Source organism: Ruegeria sp. AE3 (genome assembly GCF_056542225.1).
Window position 1 is genome coordinate 708,894 of the sequence record NZ_JBQFZL010000001.1, and the last position, 25,645, is coordinate 734,538.

General features: G+C 57.0%; 27 protein-coding genes. 21 read left to right on the forward strand and 6 right to left on the reverse strand.

Features of this window, described 5'->3' with window-relative positions:
- Positions 1-101: 101 nt before the first annotated feature.
- The 15 genes from acuI (at position 102) to ACR0NZ_RS03585 (ending at position 13,680) form a co-directional block, all read left to right on the forward strand.
- Positions 102-1,097: an acryloyl-CoA reductase gene (acuI, locus tag ACR0NZ_RS03515; protein WP_480485701.1), complete on the forward strand. Its 996-nt coding sequence runs from the start codon at positions 102-104 to the stop codon at positions 1,095-1,097.
- 181 nt (positions 1,098-1,278) lie between these two features.
- Positions 1,279-1,842, forward strand: coding sequence for a ribosome recycling factor (gene frr / locus ACR0NZ_RS03520; RefSeq protein ID WP_480472657.1), 564 nt, complete (start codon positions 1,279-1,281; stop codon positions 1,840-1,842).
- Between the two features lie 9 nt (positions 1,843-1,851).
- Positions 1,852-2,583: an isoprenyl transferase gene (locus tag ACR0NZ_RS03525; protein ID WP_480472659.1), complete on the forward strand. Its 732-nt coding sequence runs from the start codon at positions 1,852-1,854 to the stop codon at positions 2,581-2,583.
- Positions 2,580-3,362, forward strand: a complete 783-nt coding sequence (locus ACR0NZ_RS03530; protein ID WP_480516955.1) for a phosphatidate cytidylyltransferase — start codon at positions 2,580-2,582, stop codon at positions 3,360-3,362. Before ACR0NZ_RS03525 ends, ACR0NZ_RS03530 begins: the two co-directional genes overlap by 4 nt.
- Positions 3,362-4,534, forward strand: coding sequence for a 1-deoxy-D-xylulose-5-phosphate reductoisomerase (dxr, locus tag ACR0NZ_RS03535; protein ID WP_480516957.1), 1,173 nt, complete (start codon positions 3,362-3,364; stop codon positions 4,532-4,534). The genes ACR0NZ_RS03530 and dxr overlap by 1 nt, the downstream gene beginning before the upstream one ends.
- 4 nt (positions 4,535-4,538) lie before the next feature.
- Positions 4,539-5,891: an RIP metalloprotease RseP gene (gene rseP, locus ACR0NZ_RS03540; protein ID WP_480516959.1), complete on the forward strand. Its 1,353-nt coding sequence runs from the start codon at positions 4,539-4,541 to the stop codon at positions 5,889-5,891.
- A gap of 79 nt (positions 5,892-5,970) precedes the next feature.
- On the forward strand, positions 5,971-6,099 hold the full coding sequence (locus ACR0NZ_RS03545; protein WP_267364732.1) for a hypothetical protein: 129 nt from the start codon (positions 5,971-5,973) through the stop codon (positions 6,097-6,099).
- A 128-nt stretch (positions 6,100-6,227) separates the two neighbouring features.
- Positions 6,228-8,588: an outer membrane protein assembly factor BamA gene (bamA, locus tag ACR0NZ_RS03550; protein WP_480472667.1), complete on the forward strand. Its 2,361-nt coding sequence runs from the start codon at positions 6,228-6,230 to the stop codon at positions 8,586-8,588.
- 6 nt (positions 8,589-8,594) lie between these two features.
- Complete coding sequence (locus tag ACR0NZ_RS03555; RefSeq protein ID WP_480493217.1) at positions 8,595-9,173, forward strand: OmpH/Skp family outer membrane protein; 579 nt, start codon at positions 8,595-8,597, stop codon at positions 9,171-9,173.
- A gap of 73 nt (positions 9,174-9,246) precedes the next feature.
- Complete coding sequence (gene fabZ, locus ACR0NZ_RS03560; protein ID WP_267364735.1) at positions 9,247-9,720, forward strand: 3-hydroxyacyl-ACP dehydratase FabZ; 474 nt, start codon at positions 9,247-9,249, stop codon at positions 9,718-9,720.
- Positions 9,717-10,502: an acyl-ACP--UDP-N-acetylglucosamine O-acyltransferase gene (gene lpxA, locus ACR0NZ_RS03565; RefSeq protein WP_480516961.1), complete on the forward strand. Its 786-nt coding sequence runs from the start codon at positions 9,717-9,719 to the stop codon at positions 10,500-10,502. Before fabZ ends, lpxA begins: the two co-directional genes overlap by 4 nt.
- Before the next feature lie 4 nt (positions 10,503-10,506).
- A complete protein-coding gene (locus ACR0NZ_RS03570) occupies positions 10,507-11,301 on the forward strand; it encodes an LpxI family protein (RefSeq protein ID WP_480516963.1) in 795 nt (264 codons plus the stop codon).
- Positions 11,301-12,467, forward strand: coding sequence for a lipid-A-disaccharide synthase (gene lpxB, locus ACR0NZ_RS03575; RefSeq protein ID WP_480516965.1), 1,167 nt, complete (start codon positions 11,301-11,303; stop codon positions 12,465-12,467). Before ACR0NZ_RS03570 ends, lpxB begins: the two co-directional genes overlap by 1 nt.
- Positions 12,460-13,035 carry a hypothetical protein gene (locus ACR0NZ_RS03580; RefSeq protein ID WP_480516967.1) on the forward strand — a complete coding sequence of 192 codons (576 nt, stop codon included), beginning with the start codon at positions 12,460-12,462 and terminating at the stop codon, positions 13,033-13,035. The genes lpxB and ACR0NZ_RS03580 overlap by 8 nt, the downstream gene beginning before the upstream one ends.
- A 99-nt stretch (positions 13,036-13,134) precedes the next feature.
- Complete coding sequence (locus tag ACR0NZ_RS03585) at positions 13,135-13,680, forward strand: carboxymuconolactone decarboxylase family protein (protein WP_480516969.1); 546 nt, start codon at positions 13,135-13,137, stop codon at positions 13,678-13,680.
- Here ACR0NZ_RS03585 and mnmA read toward each other — a convergent pair.
- Positions 13,677-14,822 (reverse strand): tRNA 2-thiouridine(34) synthase MnmA, encoded by a 1,146-nt coding sequence (gene mnmA / locus ACR0NZ_RS03590; protein ID WP_480516971.1) that lies wholly within the window; start codon positions 14,820-14,822, stop codon positions 13,677-13,679. The genes ACR0NZ_RS03585 and mnmA overlap by 4 nt on opposite strands.
- Before the next feature lie 128 nt (positions 14,823-14,950).
- On the opposite strand from mnmA, the gene sciP reads away from it, so the two are divergent.
- The 5 genes from sciP (at position 14,951) to ACR0NZ_RS03615 (ending at position 20,744) form a co-directional block, all read left to right on the forward strand.
- Positions 14,951-15,244, forward strand: a complete 294-nt coding sequence (gene sciP / locus ACR0NZ_RS03595) for a CtrA inhibitor SciP (protein WP_480516973.1) — start codon at positions 14,951-14,953, stop codon at positions 15,242-15,244.
- An 85-nt stretch (positions 15,245-15,329) separates the two neighbouring features.
- The gene (gene ctrA / locus ACR0NZ_RS03600) at positions 15,330-16,046 is read left to right on the forward strand and encodes a response regulator transcription factor CtrA (protein ID WP_267364745.1); all 717 of its coding nucleotides are present in this window, start codon (positions 15,330-15,332) and stop codon (positions 16,044-16,046) included.
- A 123-nt stretch (positions 16,047-16,169) separates the two neighbouring features.
- The gene (gene ligA, locus ACR0NZ_RS03605) at positions 16,170-18,422 is read left to right on the forward strand and encodes an NAD-dependent DNA ligase LigA (protein ID WP_480516975.1); all 2,253 of its coding nucleotides are present in this window, start codon (positions 16,170-16,172) and stop codon (positions 18,420-18,422) included.
- Positions 18,419-20,509, forward strand: a complete 2,091-nt coding sequence (recG, locus tag ACR0NZ_RS03610) for an ATP-dependent DNA helicase RecG (RefSeq protein ID WP_480516977.1) — start codon at positions 18,419-18,421, stop codon at positions 20,507-20,509. Before ligA ends, recG begins: the two co-directional genes overlap by 4 nt.
- Positions 20,510-20,621: 112 nt before the next feature.
- Positions 20,622-20,744 carry a hypothetical protein gene (locus tag ACR0NZ_RS03615; RefSeq protein WP_267366389.1) on the forward strand — a complete coding sequence of 41 codons (123 nt, stop codon included), beginning with the start codon at positions 20,622-20,624 and terminating at the stop codon, positions 20,742-20,744.
- A 184-nt stretch (positions 20,745-20,928) separates the two neighbouring features.
- On the opposite strand, the gene ACR0NZ_RS03620 is transcribed toward ACR0NZ_RS03615, so the two are convergent.
- Positions 20,929-21,567 carry a MarC family protein gene (locus ACR0NZ_RS03620; RefSeq protein ID WP_209596212.1) on the reverse strand — a complete coding sequence of 213 codons (639 nt, stop codon included), beginning with the start codon at positions 21,565-21,567 and terminating at the stop codon, positions 20,929-20,931.
- 58 nt (positions 21,568-21,625) lie between these two features.
- Positions 21,626-22,078, reverse strand: coding sequence for an iron-sulfur cluster assembly scaffold protein (locus tag ACR0NZ_RS03625; RefSeq protein WP_480516979.1), 453 nt, complete (start codon positions 22,076-22,078; stop codon positions 21,626-21,628).
- 48 nt (positions 22,079-22,126) lie between these two features.
- Here ACR0NZ_RS03625 and hisI point away from each other — a divergent pair, with 48 nt between their 5' ends.
- Positions 22,127-22,516 carry a phosphoribosyl-AMP cyclohydrolase gene (gene hisI, locus ACR0NZ_RS03630; protein ID WP_480516981.1) on the forward strand — a complete coding sequence of 130 codons (390 nt, stop codon included), beginning with the start codon at positions 22,127-22,129 and terminating at the stop codon, positions 22,514-22,516.
- A 3-nt stretch (positions 22,517-22,519) separates the two neighbouring features.
- Here the strand turns inward: hisI and gluQRS are convergent, their stop codons facing one another.
- From gluQRS to trmFO, 3 genes are read right to left on the reverse strand one after another with little or no spacing between them, the layout of a single operon-like run.
- Positions 22,520-23,401: a tRNA glutamyl-Q(34) synthetase GluQRS gene (gluQRS, locus tag ACR0NZ_RS03635; RefSeq protein ID WP_480516982.1), complete on the reverse strand. Its 882-nt coding sequence runs from the start codon at positions 23,399-23,401 to the stop codon at positions 22,520-22,522.
- Complete coding sequence (locus ACR0NZ_RS03640) at positions 23,398-24,012, reverse strand: class I SAM-dependent DNA methyltransferase (RefSeq protein WP_480505215.1); 615 nt, start codon at positions 24,010-24,012, stop codon at positions 23,398-23,400. Before ACR0NZ_RS03640 ends, gluQRS begins: the two co-directional genes overlap by 4 nt.
- Positions 24,013-24,049: 37 nt before the next feature.
- A complete protein-coding gene (gene trmFO / locus ACR0NZ_RS03645) occupies positions 24,050-25,390 on the reverse strand; it encodes a methylenetetrahydrofolate--tRNA-(uracil(54)-C(5))-methyltransferase (FADH(2)-oxidizing) TrmFO (RefSeq protein ID WP_480516984.1) in 1,341 nt (446 codons plus the stop codon).
- Positions 25,391-25,645 lie beyond the last annotated feature (255 nt).

Consider the following 25,645-nt stretch of genomic DNA (forward strand, 5'->3'; position numbering starts at 1 on the left):
GGTTTTGGGGGCGCTGCCCCCGTCGCTGCGCGACTCCCCCGGGATATTTGGGGCCAGGTGAAGCAACGGGCCGGTTACAGAAACACGAAAGGAATTGAGAGATGTTCAATGCACTTGTGATGGACAAGGACGAAGAAAGCGGTTTGGCGAGCGCGTCGGTCAGGCAACTCACGCTGGATGATCTGCCGCATGGCGACGTCACGGTCGCGGTTGAATATTCCACAGTGAACTACAAGGACGGTCTGTGTCTGTCCCCCAAGGGGGGCGGTTTGGTGCGGGCGTATCCGCATGTCCCCGGAATTGATTATGCCGGTACTGTCGAGGCATCGACCGATGCGCGTTACAAGCCGGGTGACAAGGTTGTTCTGACCGGGTGGCGGGTAGGCGAGGCGCATTGGGGTGGTTATTCGCAGAAAGCCAGTGCCAAAGCGGACTGGCTTGTGCCTCTGCCGGATGGGCTTGATACCCGGCAGGCGATGGCTGTTGGTACCGCCGGGTTTACCGCGATGCTGGCCGTGATGGCGTTGGAGGATCACGGGCTGACCCCCGATCGCGGCCCGGTTCTGGTAACCGGGGCGGCCGGTGGTGTCGGGTCGGTGGCCACTGCCATTCTGGGTCATCTCGGCTATCAGGTGGCTGCCGTGACCGGGCGACCCGAAACCGGAGATTATCTGAAATCGCTGGGTGCAACGACAATAGTGCCCCGCGATGAGCTGAATGAGACAACCAAGCGCCCGCTGGAAAGTGAAACCTGGGCAGGCTGCGTGGATGCTGTGGGCGGTGCGATGCTGGCGCGTGTGCTTGGGCAAATGAAATACGGCTGCTCGGTCGCGGCCGTGGGTCTGGCGGGCGGTGCGGCGTTGCCTGCAACGGTGATTCCCTTCCTGCTGCGCGGTGTGAATCTTTTGGGCATCGACAGTGTCATGCAGCCCTATGAAAACCGGGTTCGTGCCTGGAAAAGGATCGCCACCGACCTGCCCATGGACAAGCTCGAGTCGATGGTTCAACCGGCGGCCTTGTCTGATCTTCCGCAACTGGGTGCCGATATCCTGAAAGGGCAGGTCAAAGGGCGCGTTGTTGTCGACGTGAATGCCTGAGCGCAGATGACAGCCTAAACCCGATACGATGCCGTGTCGGGTTTTGCGAAGGCGCGTTTGGTACAAAATGATCGCAACACCTCTGGCCATTGGTACAAAACCGCCTCATGATTGCTATACATCCCAAATGTGATGGCGTAAGACCCATCCAAAGAGTACCTGAATACGGGGAGTGAGCAGCATGTCTGACGACTTCGAACTGGACACCGATGACCTGAAACGCCGCATGGATGGCGCAATGGCCAATCTGAGAACCGAATTTGCCTCGCTGAGAACCGGGCGCGCCTCGGCTTCGATGCTTGAGCCCATTATGGTAGACGCTTACGGCTCGACGACACCGATCAACCAGGTGGGCACCGTCAACGTCCCAGAGCCGCGCATGGTCACTATAAATGTGTGGGATAAGTCATTGGTAGGAAAGGTTGAAAAGGCCATTCGCGAAAGCGGATTGGGCATCAACCCGCAGCTGAACGGCACAATCATAATGCTGCCGATTCCCGAGTTGAACGAAGAGCGTCGCCGTGAACTGGGCAAGGTCGCTGGCCAATATGCGGAAAGCGCCCGGATCGCGATCCGCAATGTGCGCCGGGACGGCATGGATCAGATCAAGAAGGCAAAAGCGGACGGTATGTCTGAAGACGACCAGAAGCTGTGGGAAAGCGAAGTGCAGGATCTGACGGATGCGATGATCAAGGCTGTAGATGCGGCGCTTGAAACCAAGCAAACTGAAATCATGCAGGTCTGATCTGGTCTGATGCCGAAAGATCCCCAAACCGATCCGGTCTGCGGCCCGCGCCATGTCGCTATCATCATGGATGGCAATGGCCGCTGGGCGCAGGCGCGTGGTCGCCCCAGGCTGTTTGGGCACCATGCCGGTGCGCGGCGTGTTCGCGAGGTTGTCGAGGCCTGCCCACATCTGGGGATCAAGTACCTGACTGTGTTTGCATTCTCGACTGAGAACTGGAAGCGAACGCAGGTTGAGGTGGCCGGGTTGATGAGCCTGTTTCGGCGCTACATCATCAAGGAGACACGGACCCTGGCGGATAATGGCATCCGGGTTCGGTTCATAGGTGATCGGGTAAGGTTGGATTCAAAACTGATCGAATTGATGGATTCACTGGAAGAAGAAACCAAGGACAACGACCTTGTTCATCTGACGGTCGCCCTGAATTATGGCGGTCGGGACGAGGTAGCGCGCGCCACCAAACGTCTCGCGCGGGATGTGGCCGACGGGCGGCTTAAACCCGAGGATGTGGATGAAGAAACGTTGCCTAAGTATCTGGATACACGCGTTCTTCCGGATCCTGACCTTGTCATTCGAACCAGTGGCGAAGCACGGATTTCAAATTTTCTGCTGTGGCAGTCCGCCTATTCCGAGTATGAATTTATAGATACGTTGTGGCCGGATTTCACCGCGGCAGAACTCGAAAGGCTATGTCGCAACTATGGGGCCAGAGAGCGCCGGTACGGGGCGGTTCTGGCATGAGTGATGGCCGGTGGTCTGATCTGACGAGCCGGGTCCTTTCTGCCGCCGTTCTGGTTGCGATCGGGGCCATCGAAGTCTGGCTTGGCGGTCTCTGGTTCGAGGTCTTCATTGCAGCTGCTTGTGGCCTGATGACCTGGGAACTGGTTCGGATGATTGACCCTGAAAGCCAGGGTGTGGCCGTGCAGTTGGGCGTTCTGACTGCGTTTGCCGTTATCCTCAGCTACCACCTGCCGGCGCTATACACGCTCCCTGTCGTGCTTGCGCCAGCTTTGGTGGGTATGGGACAGATCGGTCGTTCGAAAACCTTATACGGCTTGTTCGCGGTCTGGATTGTTGCGGCTGGTCTGGGATTCATTTCCATTCGCGAAAACTCGGGATTTGGCTGGATGGTCTGGCTGATAGCGGTGGTGGTGGCCACGGATGTGGCGGGCTATTTTGTGGGCAAAATGGTCGGAGGGCCCAAGTTCTGGCCAAAGGTCAGCCCCAAGAAAACATGGTCTGGAACGGCAGGCGGATGGGCTGCCGCGGCCTGTGTCGGTATCGCCTTCGCAAGCCACGCGGGTTTCGGATTTGCCTTTGTTGTTGTTTCCGTTTTCGCATCAATGGCCAGCCAGGCGGGTGACATAATCGAAAGCGCGATCAAACGTAAGTTCGGGGTCAAGGACAGTTCGAACCTGATCCCCGGCCATGGCGGCTTTCTGGATCGGTTCGACGGCATGATGGGGGCTGCGGTGTTTGTTCTGATCGCAGGGCTTCTGTACACGCCGGGTAAGATGTAATGCGACGGATTTCCGTTCTTGGCGCCACGGGTTCGATCGGGCAAAACACGCTTGATCTGATTTCGCGTAATCCCGAAGACTATGATGTGGTGGCGCTTACCGGCGGCGCGAATATTCAACAGCTTGCCGATGACGCTCGTCGGTTGCGCGCCGATCTGGCTGTCACGGCACACGAAGACAGGTTGGAGGACCTGCGCGTCGCCTTGGCAGGCAGTGGGGTCGAAGTGGCGGCCGGGCCGCACGCAATTACCGAGGCTGCCGCGCGTCCGGCGGATTGGGTCATGTCAGCAATCGTCGGGGCAGCGGGCCTTGCGCCTGGGATCGAAGCCCTGAAACAAGGGACGACACTGGCCTTGGCCAACAAGGAAACACTGGTCTGCGCCGGATCACTGGTTATGGAAACTGCAAAAAACCATGACGCGCGTTTGCTTCCGGTCGACAGTGAGCATTCTGCCGTGTTTCAGGCGCTGGTTGGCGAAGATTTCAACACGGTCGAACGCGTGATTATCACCGCAAGTGGCGGAGCGTTCCGCGACTGGCCGCTGAAGGATCTGGCAAACGCCACCGTCGAACAAGCGTCCAGCCATCCGAATTGGGATATGGGACAGCGGATCACAATCGACAGTGCCTCGATGTTCAACAAGGCGTTGGAAGTAATAGAAACAAAAGAATATTTCGGAGTATCTCCGGATCAAATCGAAGTTTTGGTTCATCCTGAATCCATTGTCCATGCAATGGTCGGGTTTCGAGATGGCGCAATGATGGCACATATGGGCGCCCCCGATATGCGCCATGCCATAGGGTATGCGTTGCACTGGCCGGAAAGGCAGAAGCTGCCGGTTCAGCGGCTGGACCTGGCAAAGCTGGCTCAGCTGCGCTTTAACGAACCGGATCTCACACGCTATCCAGCCCTAAAACTTGCTTGGGACGTAATGGAGCGCGGTGGGCTGGCCGGCGCGGTATTCAATGCCGCCAAGGAACGCGCGCTGGATCACTTCATTGCGCGCCGGATCGGCTTTCTTGATATGGCGGACACCGTTTCTGCCGTATTGGACAGGTTTGACGCAACGGGTGGCCTTATTGATGCCCCGATGACACTTGATAACGTACAGCAAACCGACCATCTGGCACGTCAGTGGGTCGATAACACTGTGATGGAACGAGCAGGATAGAAATTTGGACGTACTTTCCCTGATCCCGCAATTCGGCAATCTGCTGTGGACGATTGTTGCCTTTGTTATTGCGCTGTCGGTCATTGTGGCCGTGCATGAATATGGCCACTACATTGTGGGCAGGTGGTCGGGTATCCATGCCGAAGTCTTCTCGCTCGGGTTCGGGCCGGTGCTCTGGAGCCGCAAGGATAAGCGCGGAACCAAGTGGCAGATCGCAGCATTGCCTTTTGGTGGATATGTAAAGTTTCTGGGCGATGCCAATGCGGCCTCGGGCAAGGATGAAGAGGCGATGGAAGACATCGCGACCCAAAATCCTGAGGAGTTGCGCCGCACCATGCACGGCGCCCCGCTATGGGCACGGGCAGCAACTGTCGCGGCTGGCCCGGTCTTTAATTTCGCCATGTCCATTCTGGTTTTTGGCCTGATCTTCTGGTCACAGGGCGTTTCGCGTGAACCCCTGACCGTTGGCGCGTTGCAGCCTTTGCCAGGCACCGTGCAGGAATTGCGCGAGGGAGATGTGATTACGGCTATCGCCGGTCGTCCGACACCGGACTATGACGAAGAAGTCGCATGGAAGGAATTCATCGACCAACTGCCTGTTCAACCGGTTCTGGATTATTCCGTGATCCGCGATGGCCACCCCCTTGAGGTTCAGGCCCCCTGGATGCTTCCGCCGCTGATCCGTCAGGTTGCTCCGCGTAGCGCGGCTATGGATATCCAACTGAAGCAAGGGGATGTCATCACCTCGGTCAATGGTGAACCGATCTTTGCCTTCGAACAGCTAAAGGATCATGTCGAAGGATCGGACGGCCGCGTCTTGCTGCTTGAAGTCTGGCGGGATGGGTCCGAGTTGGAATTTGCCCTGGCGCCCCGGCGCACGGATGAACCGCAGCCTGATGGTGGTTTTGTCACCCATTGGCGCATCGGAATCGTCGGTGGCATGATGCTGGAGCCTGCTACGGTACCGGCTGGTCTTTTCGATTCCCTAAAGGGCGGTGTCATCCAGACAGGCCGCATCATCGAAGGGTCCTTGTCCGGCATGTGGCACATGGTGACGGGCGCAATCAGCACCTGCAACATCTCGGGGCCAATCGGAATTGCCGAAACCTCGGGGGCGATGGCCAGCCAGGGGGCGCAGAACTTTATCTTCTTCATTGCTGTCCTTTCGACGGCCGTAGGCTTGTTGAACCTGTTTCCCATTCCGGCGCTGGATGGCGGGCATCTGATTTTCTACGCCTACGAGGCCATTGCCGGGAAACCACCCAGCGACCGGGCGTTGCGCATACTCATGGGCATTGGAATTGCGATCATTCTGACGCTGATGCTGTTTTCGGTCAGCAACGACCTGTTCTGCTGAATGTGGCGGCTGGAGCAAATTCCAGCCGCATTCCCGCCATATTTCAGCGCTACAGTATTCCCGTCAAAAGGGAACAGTCATGTCCAAAACGCTGAAAAAATCGTATCAAAGCTTTAGCTTCCTGTTCATGTTGAATTGGGACGTTATGCTGAGCTTTGCCGTTACAGCGTTGGCAATGGCTGGGGCCGCCTATCTGGCGGGAATGTGATTCTCGGCTAAATCGTAGGTCTGTTGTCCCGTGGCTGTCTGCCTGACTGCTTCGATATCGCCTTTTGACAAGCTCATTCAATCCCGTTACTCAGCATTAAAGTCTCAAAATTCTGGGTAGAGCATAAAATGACTGACAGGCGAGACGCAGGCACATCCTGCGGGGGGCATAAGCCGATAAACAATATTTTGTGGCAGGCGCTAACGGTTTTTTTCCTTTTTGTTGCGGTAAGCTTACTGGCGTTTCCACATGCGGCATCGGCGCAAAGCTACACGATCAACTCGTTTGATGTTGAGGGGAATCGCCGGATCGAAACCGGGACAATCATCGCTCGTACCGGAATAGAACCGGGCCAGACCGTAACGGCCGGACAGCTTAACGATGCCTATCAGCGTTTGCTTGACAGTGGTGTATTTGAAACAGTCGAACTGACACCGCGCGGCACGACTCTGGTCATTCAGGTTCAGGAATACCCAACGATCAACCAGATCAGCATTGAAGGGAATGCTCGCGTCAAAGACGACGTTCTTCTGGACGTGATCTCGTCGCAACCACGCCGGGTTTTTACGCCTCAGGCGGCCGAAGCGGATGCTGACACGATCGCCGAAGTGTATTCGGCCCAGGGTCGTGTCGCGGCAACTGTCATTCCTCGCATCATCCGTCGCAGCGACAACCGGGTCGATCTGGTCTTTGAAGTGGCAGAAGGCACGACCATTGAGGTCGAGCGCGTCAGCTTTGTCGGCAACCGCGCCTTTTCGGACCGGAGGCTGCGCCGGGTACTGGAAACCAAACAGGCAACGTTTCTGCGGACATTCTTCCGCAACGACACGTTTATCGGCGACCGCATCGAATTCGACAAACAAGTCATTCGCGATTTCTACCTGTCGCGGGGCTATATCGATTTCCGTGTGAACAGCGCCAACGTCGAATTTACCCGCGAACGGGATGCGTTCTTTCTGGTGATGAACGTCACCGAAGGCCAAAAGTTCTCGTTTGGAAAGATAACGACGGTTAGCGAAATCGCCGGTGTCGATGCGGCGCCGTATCAGGATGCGCTGAAAATCAAACCTGGCGTGACCTATACGCCGACGCTGGTGGAAAACTCGATCGCGCGGCAAGAGCGCCTTGGGTTGAAGCAGGGCGTTGATTTCCTGCGTGTTGAACCGCGTGTGACGCGCAATGACCGAGATCTTACCCTGGACGTCGAATTTGTTCTGACGAAGGGTCCGCGTATTTTTGTTGAGCGGATCGATATCGAGGGCAACACCACCACGCTGGACCGTGTGATCCGTCGTCAATTCGACACCGTCGAAGGTGACCCGTTCAACCCGCGTGAAATCCGTCAGGCCGCGGAACGCATCAATGCGCTTGGGTTCTTTGCGGTTGCGGAAGTTGAGCCTCGGGAAGGGTCGTCACCCAGCCAGGTCATTCTGGATGTGGATGTCGAAGAACAGCCTACAGGCTCTCTGAGCCTTGGCGGCAGCTACTCGGTCACAGACGGCTTCGGGATTGCAATCGGCCTGAACGAGGCGAACTTCCTGGGACGCGGTCAGAATCTTGGTGTGTCCATCTCGACAGCACAGGATTCAGAACAATACACGATTAACTTTACCGAGCCCTATTTGCTGGGCCGAAAGCTGCGTTTCGACCTTGGACTGGGTCTGTCGGCAACCAATTCCGGCTTTGCGAGTTACGACACGAGCTCGTTGTTTTTCACACCTCAACTGACCTATGCAATCGGCGAACTATCTGCTCTTCGGTTGCGCTATGATTGGGACCGCAGCGAGATGACCCAGCAGAGCGATCAGGTCAACGGTGCGGTGATTGCGTCTGAGATTGCGCAGGGGAAACGGACATCCAGCTCGCTGGGACTGTCATACATCTATGACAGCCGGATCGGTGGTCTGGACCCGAATTCAGGCGTTCTGTTCGAGGTTGGCGTCGACGCGGCGGGTCTTGGTGGCGATAACAAATACTTCAAAACCACCGCTCGCGGGATCGCCCAAACACGGGTCTGGAACGAAGAAGTCGTTCTGCGTGCAACACTGGAACTGGGTGCGTTTAATTGGACTGGCGATGGTTTCAGCCGCGCTGTTGACCGCTTTGTTTTGGGGCCTCGTACCTTCCGCGGGTTTGAACCGGCCGGTATTGGCCCGCGTGATTTGTCCAATGGCCAGGATGATGCCATCGGTGGCAACTATTACTGGGTCGCGCGTTTTGAAACCGATTTCCCCTTGGGTCTGCCCGAGGAGCTGGGCCTGCGGGGCGGTCTGTTCTATGATGTTGGAAACCTATACAACATCAACGATGTGAACACCGCAGGGGCAAATATCGTTGGTGCAGACGGGTCCATTCGTCACGTAATCGGCATCTCGGTCCTGTGGGAAACGCCGTTTGGACCTTTGCAGTTCAACTTCTCGAAGGCTCTGAAAAAGGAAACGTTCGACAAGGAACAGAACTTTGACCTGACCATTCAGGCACGGTTCTGATCTGCGATGACGAACAGGTTCTTTACCTTGATACAGGGCCCGCTTTGGGCCCTGTGTGCATTTTTGATGCTGTTTCAGGCCCCTTCGGCTGAAGCACAGCAACTGGGTGTTCCGCAAGCCAGCGTGGTCACATTGTCCGGCGAGCAGCTGTTCAAGAATTCGGCATTCGGGCAGCGTGTTTTGCGCGAGATCGAAAAAGAAAGCGCGATGCTTGCGGAAGAAAATGAACGGATCGTCGCGGAACTCAGCCGCGAGGAAAAAGACCTGACTGAAAAGCGTGCAACCATGCCAGCCGAAGAGTTTCGACCTCTGGCCGAAGCGTTCGATGTCAAGGTGCAGTCCCACCGTGATGGGCAAAGAGCAAAGCTTGACGCGTTGGCGCGTCGCAGCGAAGAGGCGCAACAGACGTTCTTTGAAATAGTTCGTCCGATCCTTGTTGATTTGCTGCGCGACTTTGGGGCCAGCGTGATCATCGAACGTTCCAATGTCGTTGTAAGCACGTCAGATATCACAGAAGCTGCGATAACCCGTGTAAACACGGCAATTGGCGATGGCAGCGGGCTGCAAAAAGACAAGAGCGAATAGGTTCGCTTGCCCTTACGAGGCTGTATTGCTAACCACGCTGAAAAAGAAACATTCAGAACGGGATACCTGCATCATGACAACGGAACCCAAAAGCGCCGATATTCAGTTGATCCAAAGGATCCTGCCGCATCGTTATCCGTTTTTGCTGGTCGATAAGGTGGTTGACATCTCTGGCTATCAATCGGCCCGCGGTATCAAGAACGTCACCATGAACGAGCCGCATTTCCAGGGGCATTTTCCGGGAACTCCGATCATGCCAGGTGTTACCATCGTTGAGGCGATGGCGCAGACCGCAGGCGTGATGCTGGGCGTGGGTATGGATGTCATCGACACCGAGTTGCTGATCTATTTCATGAGCATCGACAAGTGTAAATTCCGCCGGAAAGTTGTTCCTGGCGACGTGCTAGAAATGCATGTCGAAACGGTTCGCGGCAAGAAGGGTGGCAAGCTTTTCAAATTCAACGGCCGCGCAACTGTTGATGGTGAAGTGGCCGCCGAGGCAGAATTCTCGGCCTATGTCGATTGGGATATGGAAAAAACAACATGAGCGGTATCCATCCCAGCGCGATTATCGAAGACGGAGCGCAGATCGGGCAGGATTGCATCATCGGTCCTTTCAGCTATGTGGGCGCCAATGTAAAACTGGCTGATCGGGTCGAGTTGAAGTCTCATGTCGTTGTGACCGGTGATACATCGATTGGCGAAGACACCGTGATCTTTAATTTTTCGGTGATCGGTGAGATTCCTCAGGACCTGAAATTCGGCGGTGAAAACACACGCCTTGAAATCGGTCAGCGCAACCGCATTCGCGAGCATGTAACGATCAACACCGGAACCGAAGGCGGCGGTGGCGTAACCCGGATCGGGGATGATTGCCTGCTTATGGCAGGTGTTCATGTGGCCCATGACGTACAGATCGGCAACCGGGTTATCATGGTGAACCACGCGGGCGCAGCTGGTCACTGTATCGTCGAGGATGATGTAATCGTCGGTGGCATTTCGGGCCTGCACCAATGGGTGCGCGTTGGACGTGGGGCTATCATCGGTGCGCTCACCATGGTGCCCAAAGACGTCATTCCCTACGGACTGGTACAAGCATCCAGGGGTGAGCTTGAAGGTCTGAACCTCGTGGGTCTCAAGCGTAAAGGTGTTTCGCGCGAAGACATCTCTGCACTGCGTGCCGCGTTCAAGGAGTTGTCTGAAGGCGAAGGAACGTTCATGGATCGCGCCTACCGTCTTGGTCAGGGTAACGACAGCGACTATGTGCAGCGGATCGTTGATTTTGTCACCGGACACAGCGATCGGTCGTTCCTGACACCGAGGAAATAGGAACATGCTTGCGTTGATTGCGGGAACCGGGGCGCTGCCGACCGAATTGGTTGCCCAATTGGCGGAACGTCCGCTGATCTGCGCGATGGAAGGTTTCCTGCCGGATGATCTGGTCGCAGATATCGTGTTTCCTCTTGAACAGCTTGGCAGTTTTATCGCCGGGCTTCAGGCGAAGGGCGTGACCGAGATCTGCATGGCCGGCGCAGTTCGGCGCCCGAAGGTTGATCCTAAACGTATTGACGCGGCAACGATGCCATTAGTTCCGGTGATCCAGCAGGCCATGCTGTCGGGTGATGACGGAGCCTTGCGGGCTGTCATTGGCCTGTTGGAAGGCGCAGGATTGCGGGTGTCTGCCGCGCATGAAATCGCCCCTGGCCTGTTGCCGCCTTTGGGCTGTCTGACTGATGTGCACCCATCCGAGAGTGATATGGCAGATGCAGACCGCGCTGCCGGAATTCTGCGGGCCATGGGAACCGCGGATATAGGTCAGGCCTGTGCCGTTTTAAAAGGGCAGGTGTTGGCAATCGAAGGCATCTTTGGAACCGCCTGGATGCTTCAGTCCCTGACACAACGCCCGGATGCGGGGGGCGGCATACTGTTCAAAGGTCCAAAACCCGATCAGGACCGTCGTGCCGACCTGCCCGTCATAGGACCGGATACCATCACGGATGCGGTCGCGGCAGGCTTGTCTGGCATCGTTCTGGAAAAGGGCGGTGTGCTGGTTTTGGAAAAAGAACAGGTCATCACCGAATGTAACCGTCTTGGGCTGTTCCTGTATATTCGCGAGCGAGCGGTCTGATGCGTGTTTTTCTGGTCGCCGGTGAACCTTCGGGCGACCGGCTGGGCGCCGCGTTGATGGAGGGGCTGAAGACCCTGATCCCCGATATTGAATTCGACGGGGTGGGCGGACCTTTGATGGCGGTTCAGGGGCTGACCAGCCGGTTTCCGATGTCGGAACTTTCGGTGATGGGTTTGATCGAGGTTCTGCCGAAGTTTTTCCACCTCAAGCGTCGAATCTCGGAGACCGCGCAAGCAGTGTTGGACACGCGGCCGGACGTTCTGATAACCATCGACAGCCCCGATTTCAGCCTGCGTGTCGCCAAAATCGTCAAAGCCGCCAGTGATATCCGCACCGTGCATTACGTCGCGCCCAGTGTCTGGGCCTGGCGTCCGGGGCGAGCGGATAAAATGGCAAAGGTCATCGACCATGTGCTGGCACTGCTTCCGTTCGAGCCGCCATACATGGAGCGGGCAGGGATGGAGTGTGACTTTGTTGGCCATCCAGTTGCCAGCGAACCGACGGCAACACAGGCTGAGATTGCAGCAATCCGGAGCAGGTACGACCTAGGGGATGCACCAGTCCTGCTGGCTCTGCCCGGATCGCGCCGGGGTGAGATCGAGCGTCTGGCAGACACGTTTGGTGAGGCATTGCGGCTGTTTTTGACGGATCATCCCAGTTATCGCGTCGTGGTTCCAACCGTAGGTGCAACAACTGATCTGGTCAACGATATGACGCAAAACTGGCCGGGCGCACCAATAGTGCTCGACCCGCGCCAAATCGGGGCCGGGCAAGCCACCATCGAAAAACGCGCGGCCTTTGGCACAGCACGTATTGCGCTGGCCGCTTCGGGTACGGTTTCTTTGGAACTGGCCGCGCAGAATACACCCATGGTGATCGCCTACAAGCTCAATTGGCTGACCCAGAAAATGGCTGAACGCATGGTCAAGCTGGACACTGTTACATTGGTCAACCTGGTATCTGAAACACGCGCCGTGCCTGAATGCCTGCTGAACGATTGCCAGCCAGAAAAGATCGCCAAGGCCCTGCATGATGTGACCAATGCCCCCGACGCTCAGCAACTTGCGATGAACCTGACAATGGAAAGGTTGGGGCGCGGAGGAGAAGCTCCGGGATTGCGGGCGGCACGAGCTGTGCTGGACAGAATGCAGATTGAGCATGCTTGATCACACGCTGTTCGCCGCTTCAGCCGGGATTGCCATGATTTCCACCAATCTGGACAATCTGGCCGTCTTGCTGGGTTTGATACTGGTGATCGAGCAGCGCCGCGCCATCATTGGCTTTGCCGTCGCGCAAACAATTGTTCTGACATTGGCCATGACCGTCGCTTTGGGCGTTGACCAGAGCGGCGCGCCGTTTTGGATCGGGTTTCTGGGTCTTGTGCCACTGGCCTTTGGTCTGCGCGGTATCTGGAGGCAGCTTTTCGGGGCCAATTCTGAAGGAACCGAGGCAAAAGGGGCCGTGACCTCGGTGGTTACCCTGTTCCTGAGCCTGTCGATTGACAGTTTCGCGGTCATGACACCGTTATTGGCGGATTCTACCCCCTCATACCGCGTTGCCGCCTTGATTGGCGCAGCACTGGCCGCTTCCGTGCTGGTCTTTACCGCCGCCTGGGGCGCCCCTCGGGCCAAAAGCCTGGGGCCACGCGTCGCCCGAATGGATAGGGTCGCCCCATATATCATGGTCTGCGTTGGGCTCTATATCCTCTTCAATTCGCCTACGGACGCCCTGTAAGAAATTTGTTCCGGCGTTCCGTCTCGGGTTTGTGATCCGCGACCGTCTGTTGCAGCGGTGCGGACTTAAAGTATCCTCTCTAAAAAAGGAGCTTTCATCATGACCCGCATTCCCCCTTTGTCAGACGCCGAGATGGCAGACGAGACACGCGCGTCTCATGCGGCTTTGGGCGCTTATGGTCCGTTCGACAATTGGGCCCGGGTCGCCGCACATTGCCCACCGGTTCTGGAACATGTCGCAGGGATGCTAACAGCGTTACGGGAACAGCAGACCTTGCCGCGTCGTGCGCTGGAACTGGCCATGGTGACGGTTTCCAAACTGAACGCCTGTGACTACTGCGTCTCGCATCATACTCCGCTGTTGACAGTTGCTGGTCTCAGCCCCGAAGGCGCGGCGCGTTTGCCAGATGTTGACAACCACCCCGAGCTGGACGCGTGCGACAAGGCCGTCGTGCGATACGCCGAGGCGGTAACGACACGATCAGGCCGCATGCGCGACGCCGAGGTTTCCAACTTGCGGGATTGGTTCAGCGATGCCCAGATTGTCGAGTTAACCTGGCGCATCGCTTTGTGCGGTGCATTCAACCGGTTCAACGATGCGCTTCAGATCCAGATCGAACCGGAGGTTGAACCGGTTTCAGCCTAGTACCCGCGCCAGATCCAACCGCCGCCAAAGATGCGGCTGCCTTCTGAGGCATAGAAGACGCAGGCCTGACCGGGCGAGATGCCTTCTTCGGGTGTCAGCAATTCAACCTCAGCAGTGGTGTCGGACAGCGGTCGAATAATGGCTTCACGCGGGGGGCGGGTCGAACGGACCTTGACTGACAGGTGCCATTCTTCGCGAGAAGTGAAGGGTTCATCGCCCAGCCAGTTGATCTCACGCACGGGGACGACACGCGTTGCCAGCATCTCTTTGGGGCCGACAACGACCTGTTTTTTGTCCACGTCCAGCTTGACCACATAAAGCGGTTCGCTCAGACCGCCGATGCCCAAGCCGCGCCTTTGGCCGATCGTGTAATGGATCACACCGTTATGCTGTGCCAGAACGCGGCCATCGGCATGAACAATCTCGCCCGGCTCTGCAGCACCGGGGCGCAGCTTTTCTATAACGCTGGCATAATTGCCATCGGGCACAAAGCAGATGTCCTGACTGTCAGGCTTGTCCGCCACAGACAACCCATATTGAGCCGCCATTTCGCGGGTCGCGTCTTTTGAGGGCAGGTGGCCAAGCGGGAAGCGCAGGAAATCAAGCTGTTCCGGCGTTGTCGAGAACAGGAAATAGGATTGATCCCGGTTGGCATCTTCCGCGCTGTGCAGTTCCGGGCCGTTTGGCCCCATCTTGCGCTGGATATAGTGCCCGGTGGCCATACAGTCAGCCTCAAGATCCTTGGCGGTTTCCAGCAGGTCCTTGAATTTTACCCGCTCGTTGCAGCGAATGCAGGGTACGGGGGTTGCGCCTGCCAGATAGCTTTCTGCAAACTCATCGATCACCGCGTCCTTGAAGATGTTTTCGTAGTCCAGAACATAGTGGGGAAACCCACGCTCTTCTGCCACGCGGCGCGCATCGTGGATATCGATCCCGGCACAGCACGCCCCTTTCTTGGCCAGAGCCGCTCCATGATCATAGAGTTGCAGTGTCACACCGACCACGTCATAGCCCTGATCGGCCAGATAGGCTGCGGCAACAGAGCTATCGACGCCCCCCGACATGGCCACAACCACCCGCGTTTCCGAGGGCGGTTTGGCAAAGCCAAGCGAGTTCAGCGGGGGCTCGGTGTCGAGGGCCATTGGCGGTTCCTGTCCGGGTTAAGAAAGACCGGCAGAATATAGGAAAATTCTACACACTCTCAAGAGGCGGTTTCATACGACCTTAAGTAGGCTGGTGCCAGCTTTGATGCAGCAAAGAGGGTAAAGCGATGTATTTGCACAAAGTGGAAGGGCCAAGGTCTGTTTCTCTGCCGGATGGGTCCATACTGACACGCGCCGATCTGCCGCCGTCAAGCACAAGGCGGTGGGTGGCCTCGCGCAAGATTCTGGTCGTGCGTGGGGTACTTTACGGGCTGATCAGCCTGTCTGAGGCAAAACAGAAATACGGGATCAGCGACGAAGAATTCAACGGCTGGGTTTCCCTGGTCGCAGAACACGGTGTCGAGGCTTTGAAAGCCACGGCCTTAAAAAAGTATAGACAACCTATAGGTGAGCGGGAATAAATGATTCAACGGTAACGTCAGATTAACCATTCTTGGTCAGGTTTAATTTTAATTGGAATTATTGACCCGAATTGGAGCAGTGAAAATGCGTATACTTCTTGTCGAGGATGATCCGACCACGTCCAAAAGCATCGAACTGATGCTGACGCATGCGAACCTTAACGTCTATGCAACGGATCTTGGCGAAGAAGGTATCGATCTGGCAAAGCTCTACGATTACGACCTGATCTTGCTGGACCTAAATCTGCCGGACATGAACGGGCATGAAGTGTTGCGCCAGTTGCGGATTGCCAGGGTGGAAACACCGATCCTGATCCTATCGGGTGCAGATGATACGGACAGCAAGATTAAAGGCTTCGGGTTTGGCGCGGATGACTACCTGACCAAGCCCTTCCACCGTGAAGAACTGGTGGCCCGTATCCATGCCATCATCCGCCGGTCGAAAGGGCATTCGCAGTCCATCATCCACACAGGTCGCGTGGCCGTTAACCTGGACGCCAAAACCGTCGAGGTGGACGGAAAAACCGTACACCTGACAGGAAAAGAGTACCAGATGCTGGAATTGCTCAGCTTGCGCAAGGGTACGACTTTGACCAAGGAAATGTTTCTGAACCACCTATACGGAGGCATGGACGAACCCGAGCTGAAGATCATCGACGTCTTCATCTGCAAACTGCGCAAGAAGCTCAGCAACGCAACTGGTGGTGAGAATTATATCGAAACCGTTTGGGGGCGGGGCTACGTGTTGCGCGACCCGCAAAGCAACACATTGGACGAGACGCGAATGGCGGTCGGCCTCTGAATTGAACCGTTTGTGTCGCTGGTAGTCCAGGGCGGCACTTTGCACTCACGGCTCAGCACATCTGGACCTGGCCATGGCCTCGCCCTATCACTGAGGTCCAAGAACGCGTGACAGGGCGAGGCCATGAGCAATTCCATTCCCATATCAGACCTGACGGATGATGAGGCGCGTGCCGAACTGGCGCGGTTGGCGGACATCCTGTCGCGAGCCAACACTCTGTATCACGCAGAAGATGCGCCCGAGTTGTCGGATGCGGATTATGATGCCCTCAAACGCAGAAACGCCGAGATCGAGGCGCGTTTCCCTCACCTGAAACGTGCTGACAGCCCGACAGAGCAAGTCGGGGCCAAACCGGCGGACGGGTTTTCAAAAGTTACTCATGCCGTCCGAATGATGTCACTGGGAAATGCGTTCGACGATGGGGACATTACCGATTTCGACACCTCGATTCGCAAATATCTGGGCCTTGATGCAGGTGCGCCATTGGCTTTCACAGCTGAACCCAAGATTGACGGCCTGTCTTTGTCCTTGCGATATGAGAACGGACAGCTGGTTCAGGCCGCGACGCGGGGTGACGGTGAAGTTGGCGAGAACGTGACGGCCAACGCCTGCACAGTCCCCGATATCCCACAGCTGATCGAGAACGCGCCCCAAATTCTTGAGGTCCGGGGCGAGATTTACATGTCTCATTCCGATTTTGAAGCGTTGAATGAGCGGCAGGCTGAACGGGGGGGCAAACCCTTTGCCAACCCGCGCAATGCAGCGGCAGGGTCACTGCGCCAGCTGGATTCGGAAATTACCCGTTCCCGCCCATTGCGCTTCTTCGCCTATGCATGGGGTGAACTGTCAGAGCCTTTGGCAGATACTCAGATTGGAGCAATTGAGCGTCTTGCGACCCTTGGGTTCCCCACGAATCCCTTGACCCGCCTATGTGCCACGACTGAGGACATGATCGCTCATTACCGGGATATCGAAGCGCAGCGTGCGACCTTGGGGTATGACATCGATGGGGTCGTCTACAAGGTAAACGATCTGTCTTTGCAGGCACGTCTGGGTTTCCGCTCAACGACGCCAAGATGGGCAATTGCGCATAAGTTCCCAGCCGAACTGGCCTGGACCAGATTGGAGGCGATTGACATTCAGGTTGGTCGAACAGGGGCGCTTAGCCCCGTGGCACGGTTGCATCCTGTAACGGTTGGCGGAGTGGTCGTCTCCAATGCCACATTGCACAACGAAGATTACATCGCAGGGCGCGATGCCAAAGGCGGCGCGATCCGTGATGGAAAAGATATCCGAGTGGGCGATTGGGTTCAGGTTTATCGCGCTGGCGATGTGATCCCCAAACTGTCGGATGTCGACTTGCCCAAACGCCCCGCCGATGCACGCCCCTTTGCCTTTCCGACACATTGCCCCGAATGCGGAAGCGATGCGATCCGTGAAGAGGGCGACGCGGTTCGACGGTGCACCGGCGGCCTGATCTGTCCCGCGCAGGCCGTTGAAAAACTAAAACATTTCGTGTCGCGCAAAGCCTTTGATATAGAAGGGCTGGGTGCAAAACAGATTGAAATGTTCTATGGGGATCCAACCCTTCCGATCAATGCGCCAGCTGATATCTTCACGCTGGAACAACGGGACGCAGCCAGTCTGACGCGGTTGAAAAACCGGGACGGGTGGGGCGAAACATCTGCCAGGAACCTGTTCGAAGCTATTGATGAAAAGCGGAAAATTCCTTTTGCGCGCTTGTTGTTTGCACTGGGCATTCGACATGTGGGCGAAGTCGGTGCGCGCGATCTGGCACTGTATTATCGTGATTGGGATGCGATGGCGCTCGCGTTGGACACTGCACGACCGGCTGCGCTGGCGCAACGGCGGGCGGATGAGGCGGAAGACGCAGAGCGTGCGGCAGCGCAGCTTGAAGGGCGTCGCGCACGCGTGAAAGAAGTGCGGGACGCAGCCATCGCGGAGGCCAATGTCGCAGCCGATGCCAATGCCGCCTGGGCAGAGCTGATCGGCATCGACGGTATTGGCGCAACGCTTGGCCTTTCATTGTCGGACGCATTTGCCAATGAAGAGGAACGACGGGCTTTCGACACGCTGCGCAGCGAATTGACGGTTATCGCCCCCGACGCGCCAGCCTCGGACAGTCCGGTCGCGGGTAAAACCGTAGTGTTCACCGGAACGCTGGAAAAGATGACCCGCGCCGAGGCGAAAGCGCGGGCCGAGGCGTTGGGCGCCAAGGTTTCCGGCTCTGTCAGCAAGAAAACCGATATTCTGGTCGCGGGTCCCGGGGCCGGGTCAAAGGCGAAAAAGGCAGCGGAACTTGGGATCGAAACTTTGGACGAGGATGGCTGGCTTCAGCTGATAGAAGGCGCATGAGCGGACGGCCCGAACAGCTTTTCCCGCTATTTGCGGGGCTGGAAACGTTGGATGGCGTCGGCCCCAAGACCGCACAAGCCATGGCGCAGACCGGGGTGGAATCCCCGCGCGATGTTCTGTTCAGCCTGCCTTATGCCGTGGTGGATCGGCGCAGGCGGGATTCAATACAGGGGGTGGACCTGCCGGCCACTCTGACCGTAGAAGTGACAGTTGGCCCGCACAGACCGCCCCGCAGCAAGGGCGGTGCCTATCGCGTTCATGTCGAAGACAGTCAGGCCGATTTCCAGCTGGTCTTCTTCCACGCACGTGGTGAGTATCTGAAGAAAGTGTTGCCACAAGGATCACGCCGCGTGGTTTCCGGCAAGTTGGAACTGTTCGACGGCATGGCGCAGATGGTGCATCCGGACCACATGCTGCCCGTTGAACAGGCCGGAGATATCCCGGAATTCGAACCGGTTTACCACCTGACGCAAGGGCTGACGCAGAAAACAGCGTTCAAGGCCAGCCGCAGCGCATTGGCACGCGCACCCGAACTTGAGGAATGGATCGATCCGGCGCAGGTGTCACAGCAAAACTGGCCAAACTGGTCCGCGGCCATTCACGCCGGTCACAATCCGCGCGGCGCGGATGATGTAGCTCCGTTTGCCCCTGCACGTCAGAGGTTGGCGTATGACGAGTTGTTTGCGCACCAGCTGACGCTCGCTCTGGCCCGGCAACGAGAGCGCAAGTCGCGGGGAATCGTCAGCGTGGGAACCGGGGTACTGCAATCGAAAGTGCTGGCAAGCCTTCCATATCGCCCGACTGGCGCACAAACGCGCGCCATTGATGAGATTTCGGCTGATATGGCGTCTGACGCCCGAATGAACCGGCTGTTACAGGGCGACGTCGGCGCCGGCAAGACGCTGGTGGCTTTCATGGCCCTTCTGATCGCGGTTGAGGCAGGCGGGCAGGGCGTGATGATGGCCCCGACCGAAATTCTGGCGCGCCAGCATCTGGAAGGATTACGCCCCCTGGCGGAGCAAGCCGGAGTGGTTCTGGAACTGCTTACCGGACGTGATAAGGGCGCGGAGCGGCGTGCCAAGCTTGAGGCGCTTAAACAAGGCGATATTCACATTCTGGTTGGCACACATGCAGTGTTTCAAAGCGATGTTGAATTCAAGGCGCTGAGATTGGCCATCGTCGACGAACAGCACCGGTTTGGCGTGCGGCAGAGGATGGAGTTGTCGGAAAAAGGCAAGGGGGCAGATGTTCTGGTAATGACTGCCACCCCCATCCCGCGCAGTCTGGCGCTGGCGCAATACGGCGACATGGATGTTTCGGTGCTGGATGAAAAGCCTCCGGGGCGAAAACCGATCAAAACGGCGATTGTCAACACACAGCGCATGGACGAAGTCATAGCCCACCTGCGGCGTGCGATTGATGAGGGGCGACAGTGTTACTGGGTGTGCCCTCTGGTCGACGAATCCGAAGTTTCGGACCTGACAGCGGCCGAGGAACGCTTCAAACGCCTGCGGGCCATTTTGGGTGAGGGCGTTGTGGGGCTGGTTCATGGTCAGATGCCACCAGCCGACAAAGACGCCGCGATGAGCGCATTTCAGAATGGGAAAACAAAGGTCCTTGTTGCCACGACGGTGATCGAGGTTGGCGTGAACGTACCCAACGCAACGATCATGGTCATTGAACGGGCCGAGATCTTTGGGCTGGCGCAATTGCACCAGTTGCGGGGGCGCGTCGGGCGCGGGGATGCAGAATCCACCTGTTTGCTGATGTATCAACCACCGCTCAGCGAGGGAGGGCGCAAGCGGCTGGAGGTTCTGCGCGAGACAGAGGATGGCTTCCGAATCTCGGAAACTGACCTTGAGATGCGAGGCGCGGGCGATCTGATCGGAACTGCGCAATCCGGGTTGCCAAAATTCCATATCGCGGATCTGGAACGTCAGGCAGGATTGATGGCCGTCGCCCAATCCGATGCGCGGGCGCTACTAACGACCGATCCCAAACTGACTTCGGACAGGGGACGGGCCGCACGTGTACTTTTGTGGCTGATGAAACAGGATCAGGCGATCCGTTTGATTTCAGTGGGTTAGCTGTAACGTTCCCTAAAGTTCACAAATGTTCTCAAAAAGTTCTTTACCTGCGCTTGGAAATATGAGAACAAAAGGTCAACAAAGGATTAAAACTCTGACCGGAGGTGACCCTATGCTGACCCAGATCAAGACCGCTTTCAGCCGCGCGCAATCGACCATCCTGCAGGATGCCGTTGGCGTGTTGTCTTTGGTCGTGATGCTGATGGTGGCCCTTCACCTGCCAGTTGGTTTCTAAGCCTTTCTGCCTGCGATCTCGTGCCGAAATATCCGCGCTGTCATCCCCATTTCAGTCAAGGGTGACCTGCCTGTCCCAAACCCCTTGAGGGGCCATGCCTCGGCCCCGCGCGGTACACCGGACCCCACGCGAGACACGCAATACCTGCCGCCGCCCTTTCGCCCGGAAAGCGCGGCGGCTTTTTTTACAATTGGCCGGTTTTGAAGATTTCCAACAGTGCGGACAGGACTGAGTTGGCAGCAACCGAGGCCAAAATCATCCCCATTACACGGCTGATGATCGCCGCGCCTGAATGGCCGATCAGCCGAATGATGGGCTCGGCCAATAGCATCAGTACAAACGCAACCAGCAATACAGAAAGCATGACAAGCGCTGTGATACCCTGATCAGCGATACTGTAACGGTGGTTGTCGGTCAGGATAACGATTGCCAGCATCGCGCCAGGGGATGCCAATGAAGGCACGGCCAGCGGGAATATCGCCGGGTTCTGCTGGTGATACGCGTCTTCACGATCTTCTTCGGCTTGCCGTTGTTCGACCTCTTGTTTGCTTTCACCAAAGATCATCGTCAGGGCAAACAGAAACAGGATAATGCCGCCAGCGACCTGAAACGAATTCAGCCCGATATCCAGCGCTTCGATCAGCACCTGACCAAATACAAGGAAAAACAGCAATACGGCAGCACTTATCACGGCTGCTAACAGCGCTGTCCGCCGCCGGCCTGCCGCGTCCAATCCCGCAGTAACGGCGATGAAAACGGGAATTGTTCCAATCGGGTCGATAACGACCCAAAGCGTCACGAAATGCTCGAGCAAATTATTCAAACCCATCCCTCCTGAAATCTTGGCAGAGGGTAAACGGGTTTCCGCCAAATAGCTATAATCAGGCGCAGTTTGCCTGTTCAGCCTTCGCCATGGCCTCAGCCGTGGCATCCAGTACCAGCAAGATCGACGCATGGCGGTTCTTATAATCCCGAGCGGGCATCAGCACCTCAAGCCCGTCAAAAGGTGCATCGGGTGCAGGACCGCCATTCTTGAGCATGGCCGCCAACTGATCGCGCGCAGCTTCGACCTGCGCCCGCGACGCGCCAATTATTGCATCCCCAACGACCGAGGCAGACGCTTGCCCCAAAGCACAGGCCTTGACGTCCTGACCAAAGGCACTGATCTGACCGTCGCGAACCTTGATGTCGACAGTTACAGTCGATCCGCATAAAGGTGAGCGTTTCTTGACGGTTGCATCGGGATCTTCCAGTCGCTCAAGATGCGGAATATCCGCAGCCAGCGCCAGAATGCGCCCGGAATACAGCTTAATCAGGTCGTTCTCGCCGCTCATGGCTTTCCCTCGTCGTGTGTTACCCATACATAGTGGCCAGCCCACCGGATGCAAAAGGTTTTTCAGATGTCTGACCCAGTCGTGTTTGACCCCTCTAAATTGAGATTTAATGAGGCGGGTCTGATCCCGGCGATTGCGCAGGATGAAGCATCAGGCGAGGTTCTGATGATGGCCTGGATGAACGTGCAGGCGGTTGAAAAGACCCTCGAAACCGGGCGGGTAACCTATTGGTCGCGCTCGCGGCAGGCCTTCTGGATCAAGGGCGAAACCTCGGGCCATGTGCAGGAACTGGTGGATTTCCGGATTGATTGCGACCGGGATTGTCTATTGGTTCTGGTTCGTCAAACCGGTGCAGCCTGCCATACCAACCGGCGAACCTGTTTTTTTACCGCCGTTCGGGATGGGGTCGAGGCTGAACTGATGGCGCCAATGGAGTAGGGGTCAAAGCCCAACCATTCGGCGTATGTCGCCCGGGCTAGCCCCTTCGGCCCGGTATTTTGAGATCGCGCGGGCATCATCGCGTTTGGCCAGCCGTTTGCCTGCATCATCGCGGATCAGGTCGTGGTGGAAATACTCGGGTGTCGGCAGGTTCAGTAACACCTGCAACAGAACGTGGATGCGGGTCGCGTCAAACAAGTCCCGTCCCCGTACCACCTGTGTTATACCCTGAGCTGCGTCGTCAAGTACGACGGACAAATGATACGACGTCCCCATGTCACGGCGGGACAGAACAACATCACCTATGGTGGCAATCAACTCATCAGGCGAAAAGGTGACAATGCCGGTTTCGCCGCCCGGACCCGAACCCAGCTCAAGAAACTGATACCTGTCGGGGTTGCGGACCGCCTGACACGCCTTGACCACGTCCAATCGCAATGGGTCCTGAGTTGGACGAGGAAGTACCGATAAATCTTTGCCAACAAACCTTTTTCGACAAGTCCCAGGGTAAACAAGCCCGTCGGGTCCAAGCATAGGTGCGCCTTCCTGCGGCGCACTGGTTGCAGCGGCGATATCTTTGCGATTACACGTGCATGGATACAAAAGACCCTGCGCCCATAGCTGATCCAGCGCCTTGTGGTAAAAGCCCAAACGATCCGATTGGCGCATCACGGGCTCCGGCCATGTCAGCCCCAACCATCTGAGGTCGTGGTAAATCTGATCCTCCCATAGCTGTCGCGAGCGGGATTGATCGATATCCTCAATTCGCAGCAGGAACCGGCCGCTTTCAGAAGCAGCCCGATCGCTGGCAACCAGCGCAGAATATGCGTGCCCAAGGTGAAGGGGGCCTGTTGGGGATGGCGCAAAGCGCGTTACGAGAGTCACGCTTTTTCTAATACATACACGTCAGAGTTAAGGTTGATACCGGGCAGGTGGGGGCCGTGTTCACGAAATAACAAACGTGCGGCCCCCATGTCGACCCAATCCGTCAGACGGCAGGTGAATTTATGGTCCGCCAACGCATGATCGTTCAGCGAAAAGCCAAGCAAACCACCCTTGGGCAACGCGTGCATCAACAAATCCAGTGTCTCGGGCGGGGCAGCACCTTTTCCGATCACTCCTATGGCAGTAATCATCGTGTACTCCCCACGCTTCAACGGCGCGGGCTTGGCGATATCGAATCCGGTCAGTGTTCGATAAACGCCCTTGCTGGCGGCTTCCTGAAGCATGTTCTCTGTTGGGTCCATCCCATCGATGACTTCAAAGCCAACAGCGCGCAGGGCAAGCCCCGACAACCCGGTGCCGCAGCCGTAGTCCAGAATTGGGGTCTGCGGCTTCGGTGCGAAAGACCACAAAGCCGCTGCTACACGGCCCGGCGTGGCGTAACCGTGTTCACCGACTTCCTTTTCATAGGTTGCAGCCCAGTTCTGATAGTGCGCTTCAGTCGCTTCAGGCGTGCCGAGGTTGTATGTGCTGTTCAGAAACGTGTCGTTCATTCCAGCATGCTAGGCCGAGTCCGCATTACGCGTCCAGTCAGCAATGTTCCAACCAGGTACTCCATTCAGCTTTGGCCCGGTCGGTATAGGCCTTGTACCGGTCTTTACGACCCCGACGCCCGCCTTTCAGGCCATCCACGGGGCGAAACAGGCCGAAATTCACGTTCATCGGCTGAAAGGTCTTAGCCTCGGCACCACCCGTAATGTGGTGAATCAAAGCACCCATTGCGCTGTCTTGCGGAACAGCGGGCAGGTCACGCCCCAAAATCTGAGCAGCGGCAAACCGACCAGCCAGCAACCCCATCGCGGCGCTTTCTACATAGCCTTCCACACCCGTGATCTGTCCAGCAAACCGAATGTTGGGTTTGGATTTCAACCGCATTTGCGAATCCAGAAGCGTGGGAGAGTTGATGAACGTATTGCGGTGAATGCCGCCCAACCGGGCAAAGCTGGCATTTTCCAAGCCAGGGATCATACGGAACACGTCGGTCTGGGCGCCGTATTTCATCTTTGTCTGGAAACCCACGATGTTAAACAAGGTGCCCAATGCGTTATCGCGGCGCAACTGCACCACTGCATGTGGTTTCACGCCGGGCTCATGCGGGTTGGTCAGCCCGACCGGTTTCATCGGACCATGGCGCAGCGTTTCGCGACCGCGTTCGGCCATAACCTCGATGGGTAGACAGCCGTCGAAGTAACCTGTTGCCTCGCCTTCGTGAAATTCGGTTTTTTCTGCTGCCAGAAGCGCGTCTATGAAGGCCTCGTACTGATCCCGGTCCATCGGGCAGTTCAGATAGGCCGTCCGCTCTTCTTCGGTCTCGCCCTTGTCGTAGCGTGATTGCATCCACGCTTTGCTCATGTCGATGCTTTCGGCATAGACGATCGGTGCGATGGCGTCGAAAAAGGCAAGTGCGTCAGACCCTGTCTCGGCCTGGATGGACTGACCCAGCGCGGGCGACGTCAGGGGGCCGGTCGCAAATATCCACTGGCCATCGCTGGGCAGGGTCGTCACTTCTTCGTCGGTTACCGTCACGCGTGGGTGGGCGCGAAGTTTTGTGGTCACACTTTCTGCAAACGGGTCACGGTCCACAGCCAGCGCGCCACCGGCTGGCAGGCGGTGTTCATCGGCTGTTGTCATGATCAACCCATTGGCGGCACGCATTTCCCAATGCAGCAGACCCACTGCGTTCTGCTCATCATCATCCGAGCGGAACGAGTTCGAGCACACCATTTCCGCCAGATTGCCGGTCTGATGTGCAAAGGTGCCGATGGTCGGACGCATTTCGTGGATCACAACATCCACGCCCATTTCAGCAACTTGCCAGGCCGCCTCTGACCCGGCCATGCCGCCGCCTACAATATGCAAAACTTGTGTCATGCGATGCCACATAGGGCAGACCACAATCGGGCGCAACTGAGGCAAAGCGGTTTCACGAATTTTATAGAAGGGGTCTTGGGGTCGCCGCTGCGGGATTGTCAGCGCTGGTGAGAGAGACCAGCTGGAGGGACCTTCCGCCCACGGCGACCCAAAAGTGTCCTGAGGCCTTGGCCTCGACCCAGCTTTGCCACAGTGTCGCCCTTTTGGAAAGTGCAAAATTCAAAACAGTGGCGAAAAATGTGCAAAACAATTGCA